Raw genomic sequence first — 14,776 nt, 5'->3', positions numbered from 1 at the left:
TATCTTTCATTAGAAGCCTAATTTACTAACTTTGTAACAAATCAGCCATATTTAAAATAAAATGGGTATAGAAATAAAACTTAAGGGTGACAAAGTCATCGCTCAGATACCATCCATAAAAGACAAAGCACTACGCATAAATCTAAATGAAAATATCTACGGAACCTTTGCAGAGATTGGTGCGGGGCAAGAAACTGTAAGGCATTTTTTTAGATCTGGTGGTTCGTCTGGAACAATTGCAAAGGCGATGTCTGCTTATGACAAAGATTTTAGTGATGCCATTTACGGAATTGAAAGTGATGGACGCTATGTAACTGAAGAGCGGTTAAAAAAAATGTTAACTCTTGAAGGGCAAATAATTGAAGAGCGTTTAAGTAGAGAAAAGCACCCTACAAAACTTTTCTTTAGTTATGCCAATACTGTTGCAACAATCGATTTTGCAAAACAATTTAAAGGCCACGGCTGGGTTGGAATTCGATACCAGATTGAGCCTGATGAAGCATATAACGAAATTATTCTTCACATTCGTTTTAAAGAAACTGATGCTCGATTACAACAAGAAACATTAGGAATTCTTGGAGTAAACTTAATTTATGGAGCATTTTATAAATATAATGATCCTAAAAGATTGCTTCGTTATTTATACGATCACCTTGACAAAGATCAACTTGAAATTGACACCATTAACTTTTCTGGCCCTCGATTTGCCGATGTAGATAATCGATTGATTAGTTTACAATTGGTTAAAAACGGAATGACCGATGCCGTTATGTTCAATCCTGAAGGAAAAAACATTCTTCCTGCCGCCATTTTATACAAAAAGAATATCCTAGCCTTACGCGGGAGTTTTCGCCCTGTAACTAAGGTTAATATGGATATGTATGAGAAATCATTAAAAATGTTTCTCGAAGAAAACAAAGTCGAAAAAGATAATACACTGGTAATTTTCGAAATCACTCTATCTAACCTTCGTTCTGATGGAGAAATCGACGAACGCGATTTTATGGATAGAGCCGAATTGCTTTGTTCATTAGGGCAAACGGTAATGATCTCAAACTTCCAAGAATACTATAAAGTTGTTGAATATTTTGCTAATTACACCAAAGCCCGAATGGGATTGGCAATGGGAGTTAACAATTTAGTCGACATCTTTGATGAGAAATACTACCGCCATTTAAGTGGTGGAATACTTGAAGCTTTCGGAAAACTATTCTACCGTGACATGAAAGTATTCCTGTATCCAATGATTGACGAAGATGGTACAATTATGAACTCGACCAACTTAAAAGTTCATCCTAGAATGAAAGAATTGTACAAGTTCTTTAAATTTAATGGAAAAGTAATTGATGTCGCTGATTTTGATCCACATACTCTGGAAGTATTCTCTAGAGAAGTACTAAAAATGATTAGTCAAGGAAAACCAGGATGGGAACCTATGCTTCCAAAAGGTATTGCTGAGATTATTAAAGAGCATCACTTATTTGGATACGAGCCTAATAGAATTTTAAAAGAATCAAATTAGTCTTTTTTAAGTAGCTAAGTTACTGAGAGACAAAAATTCAAATATTTTCAAATACGAAAGCATCAGTTTTATAACTGGTGCTTTTTTTGTTCTTGAAGGATATCGTGAGATTGATATGTAAAATACATTTTATATACTAAACAATTGCAATACTGCCCTTGGGCTCCGCTCAGGATGATAAGATGGAGAATAAACTCTAAGCCTTAACAACTAAAAACGAGTGTTAATCTTTGTCAAAGTTTTTGAACTTTGACAAAGATCTTCTAAAAACCAAAACTATAACCTCTATTTTAAGATTTGATCTGCGTGTTCCTTGGTTTTCACTTTTGAAATAATATCTTCTATAATTCCTTCCTCATTGATTACAAACGTCGTTCTATGAATTCCGTCATATTCTCTTCCCATAAATTTTTTTGGACCCCAAACTCCAAATGCTTCTATTACCGATTTGTCTTCATCGGCTAATAACGGAAATGGAAAGTCATATTTTTCTTTGAATTTAGCTTGTGCTTTTTGCGCATCGGCACTTACTCCCAATAATGCATAATTATTGGCTTGAAAACGCTCGTAGTTATCTCTTAAATCACAAGCCTCGGCTGTACATCCTGGTGTATTTGCTTTTGGATAAAAGAAAACTACTAATTTTTTCCCTGCGTAATCAGCTAATTTATGTGTATTGCCGTCTTGATCTGTTCCTGAAAAATTTGGTGCTTTATCTCCTATTTGTAATGTTGTCATTTTTTTATTTTTTTAGACTTACTTAGATTCTCAAAATTAACAATTGATAATTAACAATTTATAATTCCAAAATTGTACTATTTTTACGGGATTAAATTTACGGAAATGAATAAACAAGAACGGGTAACTTTTGTTATAAATACGTTAAAAGAATTATACCCAACTATCCCTGTGCCTCTCGACCATAAAGACCCATATACTTTATTAATTGCTGTATTGCTATCAGCTCAATGTACTGATGTTCGTGTGAACCAAATTACGCCTTTATTATTTGCAAAGGCTGATAATCCCTATGATATGGTAAAAATGTCTGTTGAAGAAATTCGTGATATTATCCGCCCTTGTGGTTTATCACCTATGAAATCGAAAGGTATTCATGGTTTATCGCAAATCCTTATTGATAAACATGGTGGCGAAGTACCTCAGAGTTACGAATATCTAGAAGAGCTACCTGCTGTTGGTCATAAAACAGCTAGTGTTGTTATGTCTCAAGCTTTTGGTGTTCCTGCATTTCCTGTAGATACTCATATTCATAGATTAATGTACCGATGGAATTTATCTAACGGAAAAAATGTTGCTCAAACCGAAAAAGATGCCAAGCGACTTTTTCCTGAAGAAGTCTGGAACGATTTACATCTTGAAATTATTTGGTATGGCCGAGAATATTCGCCTGCCCGAGGCTGGGATCTTGACAAAGACATCATTACAAAAACCATTGGAAGGAAATCAGTAATAGATGATTATTATGAAAGTCAAGCTTCTAAAAAACAAAAAAATCACTAATTGCATATTGCACTTAGTGATTTTTAATCAAACGACCAATTTGATTAATTCATTTACTTTCAAAACATCCTACAACTGTTGTGGGCTGTTTAATTAGCTATAATCTCAAAACTCTTCTCGTCAATTTTTACTACTGTTAATGCTTGTGAGTAACTTAATATAAAAGAAACGACTTCTTTGTTGGGTTTTAAGTTTGTAGTAACTGCTACTTTTTTTGAGTAAATTTTTGCCATGCTAATAATTGTTTATTTATATAACAACGGCCAATTACTCGATTTAGTATATTAATTAGTTAAAATAATTTGATGTTTTTCTATAATTTTTCTAATATTCATTAATGCATATCTCATCCTACCTAAGGCCGTATTGATGCTAACCCCTGTAACTTCAGATATTTCTTTAAAACTCATATCCTGATACATACGCATAACCAGTACTTCTTTTTGATCACCAGGAAGTTCTTCTATTAGCTTTTTTAAATCGACTTCAACCTGATCTACAATCATTTTACTTTCAATTGTTAGTGTATCATCTGACATAATAGAGAATATCGAAAACTCTTCGGTTTCTCTATACATTGGCATTTTCTTAGTTTTTCGATAATGATCTACTATTAAATTGTGCGATATACGCATTACCCAAGGCAAGAATTTACCTTCTTCATTATAAGAATTACTTTTTAAAGTCTTGATTACTTTTATAAATGTATCCTGAAAAATATCATTTGATATATCTTTATCGGCTATTTTTGAATATATAAATCCATAAATCTTTGATTCATGTCTTTTTATCAATGTTGACAAAGCACTTTCGTTACCTTCAACATAGTTCTTCACCAATAGAGCGTCAGGAGTTTGCAGATTAGCCATAATACTACCTTTTAGTTTTAATTTGAAATTTGGGTAATTATCTAAAAAAGTAATTTTACTGTATAGGCTACTGGTTTTTAAAGTGTTAATTAATTGTTCAAATTTAACAAATATTTTTTTTATAAAGCAAATTAAATTAAGAATAATTATTACCAAATTCAGAAAAACATTAAAATAAAGTCAATGATTTCTAGAAAAAGGGTAAAAAACAATAAATTACCTCTTTGTTCTTAACAGTTAAAAAAGAAATCTAAATCACACAAAATAAACCAATTACATTTTAACATACTTTTTTTTGTATTCTTTAATCATCACTATACTCCAAAATAATTTCCCTAGCAGATCTTTAATTATAAAGGAATAATTATCATGTTGTTTTTTACATAAATTGAACTCTTATCCTTAACATAACTCAAATCAAAAATGCTTACTTTTGTGGAAATTGATTTTTTGTATGCAAATTGACCTTTCTACACTCGACCCAAAGAAAAACATCATCATTAAAGGTGCTCAAGTACATAACTTAAAAAATGTAGATGTTGCCATCCCAAGAAATAAACTTGTTGTTATTACTGGACTTTCGGGTTCAGGGAAATCAAGTTTAGCATTTGATACTTTGTATGCCGAAGGGCAACGTCGCTATGTAGAGAGCTTATCATCATATGCGCGTCAATTTTTAGGTCGTTTAGACAAACCAAAAGTCGAATACATAAAAGGAATTGCTCCGGCAATTGCTATTGAGCAAAAAGTAAACACCACCAATGCCCGTTCAACAGTAGGAACTTCTACAGAGATTTACGATTATGTAAAATTACTTTTTGCAAGAATTGGCCGTACATATTCTCCTATTTCTGGTCAAGAAGTCAAAAAAAATACCGTTACCGATGTCGTTACTGATGTAAAAAGCTTCGAGCTAGACAGTAAGTGGTTACTTCTTGCTCCTATTCATCTTGAAAAAGGAAGAAAACTAGAAGACAAACTTAATGTTTTACTACAACAAGGATTTGCACGTATTTTAATTGATAACGAAATGGTTCGTTTAGATGAATTTGCAACTTCACTTAATACAAAAAAGAAACAGGAAATTTTATTAATTATAGACAGAATCGTTGTAAAAGAAGAAGAAGAATTCTACAATCGTCTTTCAGATGCTGTTCAAACTGCTTTTTTTGAAGGAAAAGGAATTTGTTTTTTACAAGAACTAAAAACAAATAAAAGATTCAGTTACTCTAATAATTTTGAATTAGATGGAATCACATTTTTAGAACCTAATCCGCATTTATTCAGTTTTAATAATCCATATGGAGCTTGTCCTGCTTGCGAAGGATATGGAAATATTATTGGTATCGATGCCGATTTAGTAATTCCAAACACTTCTTTATCTGTATATGAGAATGCTATTTATCCTTGGCGTGGTGAAAGCATGAGCTGGTTTCGCGATCAATTGGTCAATAACTCCCATAAATTCGATTTCCCTATACACAAACCTTACTTCCAATTAAGCGAAGAACACAAAGAATTAATCTGGAAAGGAAATCAATACTTTGAAGGTCTAAATGATTTCTTCAAAGAGCTGGAAGAGAAAAATTACAAAATACAGAATAGAGTAATGCTTTCACGTTACCGTGGAAAAACAAAATGCCACGTTTGTAAAGGAAAGCGTCTAAGAATAGAAGCTTCTTATGTAAAAATAAACGACAAAACTGTTTCTGATTTGGTCGATTTACCAATTCAACATTTAGTTACTTTCTTCAACAAAATAGAACTGAATGTTTACGAGAAACAAATCGCAAAACGATTGCTAGTCGAAATCAATAATAGATTATCCTTTTTGACCGAAGTTGGACTTTCTTACCTTACCTTAAATCGAAATTCTTCGACTCTTTCTGGAGGAGAATCACAACGTATCAATTTAGCAACTTCTCTCGGAAGTAGCTTAGTGGGTTCTATGTACATCCTTGATGAACCAAGTATTGGTTTGCACCCAAAAGACTCTGAACGATTGATCAAAGTATTACTATCTCTTCGTGATTTAGGCAATACCGTAATTGTTGTAGAGCATGATGAAGACATCATGAAAGCCGCCGATATGATTATAGATATTGGACCTGAAGCAGGAACATTTGGAGGAGAATTAGTTGCTCAGGGAACATATGACGAAATATTAAAATCGTCTTCATTAACTGCTAAATACCTTAATGGTGATTTAGAAATAGCGGTTCCTAAACACCGACGAAAATCTAAGAACCACATACAAGTTATTGGTGCGCGGGAAAATAACCTTAAGAACATTGACGTTACATTTCCACTAGATGTTTTAACTGTAATTACTGGCGTTTCTGGTAGTGGAAAAAGCACGCTTGTTAAAAAGATTCTATTTCCTGCTATTCAGAAAAAGTTAGACAACCCAGCTGAAAAAGCAGGTCAGTTTACCGAAATAAAAGGATCTTTTTCGCAAATAAAACATATTGAATATGTAGATCAAAATCCTATCGGAAGAAGTTCTCGTTCTAATCCCGTAACTTACATAAAAGCTTATGATGATATCAGAGAACTATATGCTAAAGAGAAACTATCAAAAATAAGAGGTTATCAAGCCAAACATTTTTCATTTAATGTAGATGGTGGAAGATGCGAAACCTGCAAAGGAGAAGGCTCTATTAACGTTGAAATGGTTTTTATGGCCGATGTGCAATTACCATGTGAAACTTGTGGGGGTAAACGTTTCAAAAAAGAAGTTTTAGAAATTACTTTTGATCATAAAAACATCAATGATGTCCTAACCATGACTATTGATGATGCAATTAGTTTCTTTTCTGTAAACAATCAAACTAAAATTACTCAAAAATTACAGCCATTACAAGATGTTGGTTTAGGATATGTACAATTAGGACAATCCTCTTCTACCCTTTCTGGTGGTGAAGCTCAACGTATTAAACTAGCTTCATTCTTAGTTAAAGGCGCTACAAAAGACAAAGCACTATTTGTTTTTGATGAACCTACAACTGGGCTTCACTTTCACGATATCAAGAAATTATTAGCTTCATTTGACGCATTGATAGATAAAGGGCATTCTATAATTGTAATAGAACACAATCTTGACCTTATAAAATGTGCCGATTGGATAATTGATTTAGGCCCAGAAGGTGGAGAAAATGGTGGGGAATTATTAGCAGAAGGAATACCTGAAGATATAGTAAAGATAAAAAAATCTATAACAGGTATCTACTTAAAAGAAAAATTGTAATAGTAACTTATTCGTGATAACATTTATCTTCAAAAGGAATCCCATCTTCATCGATGGCAACCAATATTTTTTTGTTTTTAGATGATTCTATGGTTAAATACAACCAAGCAACAGACCATAATCCAAATGTTAGACAACAAATAAGGAAATTAAAACTATGATCAACCACTCTTTCTCCTTTTGACAAAACAGCAAAGAGCATTTCATCATTTCTCTCTTCTAAAATAAAACCGTTATGAATCTTATTTGAAATTATATTTGAGAATATTTTTAAACTTTCTTCTTGAGTAAATTGTGGGCTTTTCATAATCATAAATTAAAATTATTTTTAGCTATTTACTTTAATAATTTATTTCGGAATAATTCAGAAAGCAAAATTAGTTCAGAATAACAAATTAAACAATACCCACTTTTAGTGATTTTGCGATTAGTCTTTCATCATAAAACACTAAATAAAATTAATTCGCTAATATAAAGCATCATATCAAAAGATTTATTACATATTAATCAATTGTCTTTTTTCAATAAACTACTCCTAAACAATAAATTACAACTTGTTTTTAATATTAAACGTGGGAGTTTCGTAATTATTACCTAAATATTCTTCAGGTATAGTTGTTTTGTTTCCGTCACGAAGCGCCTTGTAATGTGGTGACATTATTTCGATACCTGCTTCGTTAAAACTATCTTGAATATTTTGATGCAACGAAGAATAAATTGCAGGCTGTTTCTGAGGCTCTTTGGTATACGCATTTATTTCATAACACACATAAAAATCATCTAAACCTGTTTGTAAAACAAATGGAGCCGGAACACTTTCAATAAAATCTGCTTTTAATGCTGCATTAATTAAGGCTTTGTGTACAGCTGGCCATGGCACATCATACCCAATAGTAACGGCAGAATGAACGATCAATCCTTTAGCATCTTCTTTTGTATTTGCCGAATAATTAATCGATGTACTCGACAAAACGGTTGCGTTTGGTATAGTAATGTCTTCAAATTTTGGCGTTCTCATACGCGTCACTAAAGCCGTTTTCTCTATTACTTCCCCACTCACATCACCTATTTTTATAAAATCCCCAATTTTAAATGGTCGCATATAAGTAATAACTAACCCAGCAACCATATTGGCAATTGCATTTGATGATCCTAATGAAAATAAAATCCCCACAAAAACAGAAACTCCCTTAAAAACCGGTGAATCTGAGCCAGGTAAATACGGAAAAATAACAACTAGCATAAAAGCATACATCAAGAAACGTATAATATTAAATGTAGGTTTTGCCCAATCACTATAAAAACCATTTATTTTAATATTACCTTTATTAATCTCATCTACAAAAAACTTGATTACTTTTAAAATATATTTAAAAATAAACACGATTACGACTATCGTAAATAAATTAGGCAAAAATGCTACAAAACCAAAAACTGCCAACCTTGCAGGGGTAAGAATCCAATGTAGTAAGGTGGTTGTATATTTTTCGGTACCTGGGAAAATGCTAAAAAGGATTGGCAGCGACAAATACACGATTAGTATTAACACAAAAACCTTTATTGCCCCAATTAATCGCATTGCTAGAAAAAGTTGCTTTTGTGGGCTGAATATATTAATCCCATTGTACTTAAATCCGGTAAAATATTTTTCTTTATTTCTGGACAAATATACTCTTGCTTTATTAAAAAGTCTCCCTACAAAAACTAATACAAGACCAAGAATTAATATTAATAAAGCGGTAAATCCCAATCGTCTTGGTAGCAACGAATTATTCTCATTCTCAAAAATAATAGCCTTTTTTATTGCTACAAGATTACGCTCTGCAATACTATTAGCAGGCATATTTTCTGATTTTGCATCGGCATCTAAAATTGCCATCAACACAAAATCTTTTGCATAAATAATATCTAAGCTTACATCTGAATGAATAATTTTAAGAGAATCGGCTACAAAAAAAGTATCTTCATAGAGTTTTATAATTCTATCAGAAATAGCCTGTGCTCTACTTTCGGCAGAAAACGAGCCTACTTTATTATAAACATAAAAAAGGGTATCTTTAAAAGGAGTAACAGGATAGCCTTTTAAATTAATGACAGAAACAGAATCAGCTTGATTGCTTTTAGCACGTTGGGCTTCAAGTTTATCTTTTACTTTTTGAGCAAAACTACCTTGAAAAACCAAAAACAAAGGAATAAACAACAAAAAAATTATTCTCTTTTTCATATCTGTATATAATAAAACCAGAGGTGGTTTAACAAATATAAAACAAAATAAATCACTTTTTGTTTCCTATATCATTTCTTACTAAATTTTAATTCCAAGCTTCATCATGAAGTTATTTATTACTTGGTTTATCTCTTTAGATATTTCAAACTTATAGTTTAAATACACATAAAAAACCGTCACAATAACTGATTTTAAAGCAATCCCAATTAACGGATAAACCGGGAATTCCCAAAAGTAAAATAATAAAAACAACACTGATGTAAGCAGTAATGAATACATATTTTGCTTTGTAAAAGGATACAAATGAAGTTTCTTAACTACAAAAAGTAATTTTGCCAAACTGTATGCTGTGATAGACAACAACGTTGCAAATGCAGACCCTTTAATACCATAAATCGGTATAAAAATTATATTTAAAACAAAGGTCAAAACAACCAAACCTAATCCTAAAAATAAAACCGTTCGATAATATTTTGTATTAAAAATAATAGCATTATTATTCCCCAAAATAAGATCAAAATATTTAGATAATCCAATCATAAAAACAACAGGGACTCCTCCTCTATATTCTTCAGGAACTATTTCATACAACTGATTAATATTGACGAAAATACACAACATCACAAATCCACCAACAATCTGTAAATTAATAGATGTCTTTTTGTACAAATCATTTAATTCGTCGTGTTTATTTTCATGCATTAATTTAGCCGTAATAGGATACACAATTTGATGCATTGCACGGCTCGGAACTGAGATTACCAAGGCTATATAGGTTGCTACAGAATAATAGGCAATATTCTCAATTTTCATATACTGATTAAGCATCAACTTATCTCCATCCAAAAGCAAATTAGCTACACTTCCTGAAAGAATTATGTAAAACGTATATTCCATTACACTCTTTACATTCTTTGGTATTGTGATCTGAAAGTTTGGTTTCTTGATACTAAAAGCATAAAACATCGTCACGATGAAAGCTAAAAAATAAATTGCTGCAGTTATATATACAAATTGAATTAAGGTTATCCAGTGAAAATACAATCCTACTAATACAACAGAGGAAAACAGTCTTAAACCAACTTCTTTGATAAAATTACCAAAAACAGAATGCATATGCACCCTTGCCCAAGCATAAAATATCTCGAAATAAGCCATACAAATTCCAACAAAAGGAATCAGTAAAATAAACTCTTTTACAACTGGGTTTTTCTTTGATACAAAGGCTGTAATATCATCAAAAAAGAAAAATCCAATTACCCCTAACGGGATACACATTAATATAGGAAATAAAGCTGTAAATGATAAAAACTGCTCTCTTTCTTCTTCCGTTTTATATTGGGAATAAAATTTGACCAACGTATTTTGCATTCCAATTGCAAACAAAGGCATAATCACATTTGCAGCAGAAAGAATATAATTTGTTAATCCGTAATAAGTTTCGCCTAAATAAATTGGATACAGATAAAGCGTATTTATAGCACCAATACCAAAACCAATATATGTAATGATAGTATTTTTGAAAGACTGATTTAAGACTATGCCCATTGAAGGTATTTGTATTTTTTAAACTTTAAAAAGTATTCTATTTAATCAATTGTGCTAACTGCTTTGTTAGGTTTTTTCTAGAATATTGTTGCAATCCTACTCCGTTTGCTTGTAGTTTGCCTTCTAAAAATTGATTATAAAATCCAAAATTACACTTTTTAATTTCATTTTTTCAGAATAGTCAAAAAACACTCCTGTATTGGTCTGGGTAATAATATCTGAGAAATCTGAACCCTTTGGTCCAATAGCAATTATTGGTCTATTAGAAACCATGTATTCAAACAATTTTCCTGGAATAATACTCTTTGTATCTTCTGAATTGATTTCGATTAACAATAAGACCTGAGATTTTTTCTGGTGTGCTACTGCTTCCATATGTGAAACATAACCTAAATTATTCAGATAATTATCTAACTTGTATTTAGAAATTGTTTCTAATACTTCTTGACTAACTGCTCCTATTAGTTTTATTTCTAAATGTTGCTTGAACTCTGGAATCTCTTGTAACAATTCGACCAAGCATTCCCATAAAAAGAGCGGGTTTCTTTCTGATAAGAACGAACCTATATGAGCCAATGTAAACTTGGTATCTAAAGTTTGTTTCTCGACATTTTCAACATCGTAGCCATTTGTAATAACCTCAATTGGTTTTGTTGTTATTTCCTGAAACTCAGTTTTAGTTGTTTTACTAGTTACAAGAATAGTATCTGCTGCATTTAAAACCTTATGTTCTAATTTTTTATGCTTTTTAGCAGCATAACTAGACAAACGTAATGATTTATGATACCCAATCGTAGTCCATGGATCACGAAAATCAGCAAACCATTTTATGTCTAACTTTTGTTTTAGCTCCAAACCAATAAGATGCAAACTATGTGGCGGACCAGAAGTTACAATTGTATCGATACTATTCTCGACAATATATTTTTCTAAGAATGAAACGGATGGTTTTACCCATAAAACACGCGCATCTGGAATAAACAAATTACCTCTAACCCAAAGAAATGCTTTATCAAGAAGAGATTGCTTTTTTTTATTTGGAAAAATTCCTGAAGCTATTTTCTTAGTTTTATTTTTAGAAAAAAACGAAGCCAATTGATATGGCTCAATAATTTTGTTCTTAATAACAATTACCTGATCTGAAACTTCTTTTACTAATCCTTCATCAACGATTGGATAAGTTGGATTTTCTGGTACATATACAATTGGCTGAACACCAAATTCGGGTAAATATTTTACAAATTTCAACCAGCGTTGCACACCTGGTCCTCCTGCTGGTGGAAAATAATAGGTAATTATTAAAAGTTTCTTTTGTTCCAAGAAAAAATTGGTTTAATGTTTAAAGATTACAAGCTAAGACTAAAATCGGATTACTTCACGCTAATCGATTTTTTTCTTTCAAAATAAATACCTCCGATTAAAAGAACCAACATACCTATTGAACTAAAAAGTGCAATCATACTACCCGTTTTAACAACTTCTGGTTCAAATTTAAATTCAATTGTATGTTTACCTCCAGGAACTTCAAGAGCTCTTAAAACATAATCTACTGGAAAATGATCTGTAAGTTTACCATCGATATAAGCATTCCATCCTTTTTCATAATATATTTCAGAGAATACCGCTAAACCATCATTCAAATTATCTGATGTGTATTTGAGATAATTTGGCTTGTAAACTTCTAATTTAATAGTTCCGTTTGGATCCCATTTTTTCTTTAAACGAGCGCTTTTAAATTTAGCTCCATGGTCATGAATATTAAAGACTGCTACATTTTTAGTATCCAAATGATCTAAGATTTTCATTTCAGCATCGGCTGTATTCACTAATTTTACATCTCTAACAAACCAAGCATTACCATTAGCATCTGGATTTATCGTTGGAAATTCTTGTCCTTCTTTATTAACTTGAATAACATATTTAACATTAAGCATATTAAGAACTTCTAAGTTGTTTTTAGAAATCTGATAATCAAACAACTGCTGCATTCTTCTTGGCCTTACAGCACTATATCCTCCTATAGCTTTATGGAAATAAGAAGTTCTACCTTGTAATTGCCCTTGAACATCAAATACACGGTAAACAGAAGTATCTTTTAATATTTGAGTATTTGTTGGTGTTTCCTGAAAAGGAGCTGCTATTTGCACGGGGCTAACAAAATCTTTAGCCGAAACATATCTTTTATCAACAAAGAATAAATCAAAAATCATCAAGATCCCAACTATAATAAGTGCCGTGTTTTGAGCAAATTTATTTTTGATAAACAGCCATAAAATTCCAAAAGTAACTGCAATAAAGAATCCTGAACGTAGTAAATCTGCTGAGTATAAACTTCTTCTATCTTCTTTAAGGGCATCAACAAAATCAGGTCCGTAGCTCTCTAAAAAATAACTATCGCTTGCACCTGAGAAATTAAATATTCCTTTACATAAAACCAAAATTAATATCACTCCAATACTAAACACCCCTGTTTGAACCAATCCTTTTTGCTGTAACTTAGGATCTATTTCTTTCAACTTAAAGAAAGATTGTAATCCCATAATTGCAAGAACTGGAAAACAAAGTTCTAGGATAACTTGTATCGAAGAAACGGCTCTAAATTTATCATATAATGGAATATAATGGATAAAGAAATCGGTTACTATTGGAAGGTTTTTACCCCAAGAAAGTACCAAAGCAACCATTGCTCCTGAGAAGAAGACGTATTTTATCTTTCTATCATCGATAAACAAAGCTAAAATCGCCAAGAAAAAAACAACAGCACCAATATAAGCTGGCGCAGACACAATAGGTTGATCTCCCCAATAAGTTGGCATTGCCGAAACAAAATCTTGGGCTTGTCCTTCTGGAACGCCTTGCTCAAGCATAAATTCGTACATTCTACTATCAGTACCCACAGGTTCATGACTAGAACCTCCAAAAAGCCTTGGTGCAATCAAGTTAAAGCTTTCGGCAATCCCATAACTATATTCAGTAATATAGTCTGTAGTCATTGAAGCAGTTGTAAGATTTTTAGATCCGTCTGGATTAAATGTCAGTTCGCTTTTATCACGGATACTAAATTTTGCATATTCACTTGTTGCCATTAAATTAGTAGCGTTTGCTCCTAAAGCAAAAATCCCTGCTACTGCCAAAACTCCAAATGAAACTAAAAGCGACTTATACTCTTTTTCTTTAATAAAATTAAAGCCAAAATATCCTGAAAGTATTAATAAGAAAATCAATAAGTAATATGTCATTTGAAAGTGGTTTGCATTTATTTCTAAAGCAACCGCAAACATGGTGAGTAATCCACCGAGAATATATTTTTTCTGAAATACGAGTATAAATCCTGCAATGACCAATGGCATATATGCAATAGCATGCGCCTTGGCGTTGTGACCAACTCCTAATATAATAATTAAATAAGTAGAGAAACCAAAAGCCAATGCTCCTATAAAAGCTTTAAGCGGGTCGATTTTTAAAACCAACAACAAACCATAAAATCCTAAGAAATATAGGAAAAGATAATCTGCTGGACGGGGTAAAAATCGTAAAGCGTCATCTAATTGTCCTACATAATCATGCGGATAATTAGCTCCTAATTGATACGTTGGCATTCCACCAAAAGCCGAGTTTGTCCAATAAGGTTCAGAATGTTCCATTGCTCTGAAATCATTTTGTTCCTTGGCCATTCCGGTATATTGTGCAATATCCGATTGAAAAATCTGTTTTCCTTGTAATACAGGATAAAAATAAATTAAAGAAACGAGTACAAATCCCAATATAACAAGGGCATGCGGATAAAGCTTGTTTATTACTTTCAATTTTGGTAGGTTTGGTTATGGATGAAAATCTATTGT

General features: G+C 31.9%; 10 protein-coding genes and 1 pseudogene. 3 read left to right on the top strand and 8 right to left on the bottom strand.

The features are described from left to right. The first annotated feature begins 61 nt into the window (after positions 1–61). On the top strand, positions 62–1,522 hold the full coding sequence (locus EAG11_RS02670; RefSeq protein ID WP_129537773.1) for a TonB-dependent receptor: 1,461 nt from the start codon (positions 62–64) through the stop codon (positions 1,520–1,522). A gap of 285 nt (positions 1,523–1,807) precedes the next feature. Here the strand turns inward: EAG11_RS02670 and bcp are convergent, their stop codons facing one another. Then, positions 1,808–2,260 (bottom strand): thioredoxin-dependent thiol peroxidase, encoded by a 453-nt coding sequence (bcp, locus tag EAG11_RS02665; protein ID WP_129537772.1) that lies wholly within the window; start codon positions 2,258–2,260, stop codon positions 1,808–1,810. 105 nt (positions 2,261–2,365) lie between these two features. Here bcp and nth point away from each other — a divergent pair, with 105 nt between their 5' ends. Beyond that, positions 2,366–3,043, top strand: a complete 678-nt coding sequence (nth, locus tag EAG11_RS02660) for an endonuclease III (RefSeq protein ID WP_129537771.1) — start codon at positions 2,366–2,368, stop codon at positions 3,041–3,043. 89 nt (positions 3,044–3,132) lie between these two features. On the opposite strand, the gene EAG11_RS21615 is transcribed toward nth, so the two are convergent. Further along, positions 3,133–3,276, bottom strand: a complete 144-nt coding sequence (locus EAG11_RS21615) for a hypothetical protein (RefSeq protein WP_164998648.1) — start codon at positions 3,274–3,276, stop codon at positions 3,133–3,135. Between the two features lie 51 nt (positions 3,277–3,327). Then, positions 3,328–3,912, bottom strand: a complete 585-nt coding sequence (locus EAG11_RS02655) for an RNA polymerase sigma factor (RefSeq protein ID WP_129537770.1) — start codon at positions 3,910–3,912, stop codon at positions 3,328–3,330. A gap of 454 nt (positions 3,913–4,366) precedes the next feature. Here EAG11_RS02655 and uvrA point away from each other — a divergent pair, with 454 nt between their 5' ends. Beyond that, on the top strand, positions 4,367–7,159 hold the full coding sequence (uvrA, locus tag EAG11_RS02650) for an excinuclease ABC subunit UvrA (protein WP_129537769.1): 2,793 nt from the start codon (positions 4,367–4,369) through the stop codon (positions 7,157–7,159). A gap of 7 nt (positions 7,160–7,166) precedes the next feature. On the opposite strand, the gene EAG11_RS02645 is transcribed toward uvrA, so the two are convergent. The 5 genes and pseudogenes from EAG11_RS02645 to EAG11_RS02625 form a co-directional block, all read right to left on the bottom strand. Next, complete coding sequence (locus EAG11_RS02645) at positions 7,167–7,466, bottom strand: hypothetical protein (RefSeq protein WP_129537768.1); 300 nt, start codon at positions 7,464–7,466, stop codon at positions 7,167–7,169. Between the two features lie 240 nt (positions 7,467–7,706). Next, entirely contained in the window at positions 7,707–9,383 is a 1,677-nt protein-coding gene (locus EAG11_RS02640) for a mechanosensitive ion channel family protein (RefSeq protein ID WP_129537767.1), read from the bottom strand. An 81-nt stretch (positions 9,384–9,464) separates the two neighbouring features. Further along, complete coding sequence (locus tag EAG11_RS02635; RefSeq protein ID WP_129537766.1) at positions 9,465–10,934, bottom strand: lipopolysaccharide biosynthesis protein; 1,470 nt, start codon at positions 10,932–10,934, stop codon at positions 9,465–9,467. Positions 10,935–10,971: 37 nt separating this feature from the next. Next, positions 10,972–12,254: pseudogene (locus EAG11_RS02630) on the bottom strand (glycosyltransferase family 4 protein). Positions 12,255–12,304: 50 nt separating this feature from the next. Beyond that, positions 12,305–14,740 (bottom strand): YfhO family protein, encoded by a 2,436-nt coding sequence (locus tag EAG11_RS02625; protein ID WP_129537765.1) that lies wholly within the window; start codon positions 14,738–14,740, stop codon positions 12,305–12,307. Between the last annotated feature and the right edge of the window lie 36 nt (positions 14,741–14,776).

It is taken from the genome of Flavobacterium sp. 140616W15 (assembly GCF_003668995.1).
GTDB lineage: Bacteria > Bacteroidota > Bacteroidia > Flavobacteriales > Flavobacteriaceae > Flavobacterium.
This window is presented reverse-complemented; position numbering and strand designations above follow the sequence as displayed.

Bases quoted from the DNA above. Each gene is read 5' to 3' on its own strand.
- EAG11_RS02670 (WP_129537773.1), top strand. From the start codon at position 62: ATGGGTATAGAAATAAAACTTAAGGGTGACAAAGTCATCGCTCAGATA.
- nth (WP_129537771.1), top strand. From the start codon at position 2,366: ATGAATAAACAAGAACGGGTAACTTTTGTTATAAATACGTTAAAAGAA.
- bcp (WP_129537772.1), bottom strand. From the start codon at position 2,260: ATGACAACATTACAAATAGGAGATAAAGCACCAAATTTTTCAGGAACA.
- EAG11_RS02645 (WP_129537768.1), bottom strand. From the start codon at position 7,466: ATGAAAAGCCCACAATTTACTCAAGAAGAAAGTTTAAAAATATTCTCA.
- EAG11_RS02635 (WP_129537766.1), bottom strand. From the start codon at position 10,934: ATGGGCATAGTCTTAAATCAGTCTTTCAAAAATACTATCATTACATAT.
- EAG11_RS21615 (WP_164998648.1), bottom strand. From the start codon at position 3,276: ATGGCAAAAATTTACTCAAAAAAAGTAGCAGTTACTACAAACTTAAAA.
- EAG11_RS02640 (WP_129537767.1), bottom strand. From the start codon at position 9,383: ATGAAAAAGAGAATAATTTTTTTGTTGTTTATTCCTTTGTTTTTGGTT.
- uvrA (WP_129537769.1), top strand. From the start codon at position 4,367: ATGCAAATTGACCTTTCTACACTCGACCCAAAGAAAAACATCATCATT.
- EAG11_RS02655 (WP_129537770.1), bottom strand. From the start codon at position 3,912: ATGGCTAATCTGCAAACTCCTGACGCTCTATTGGTGAAGAACTATGTT.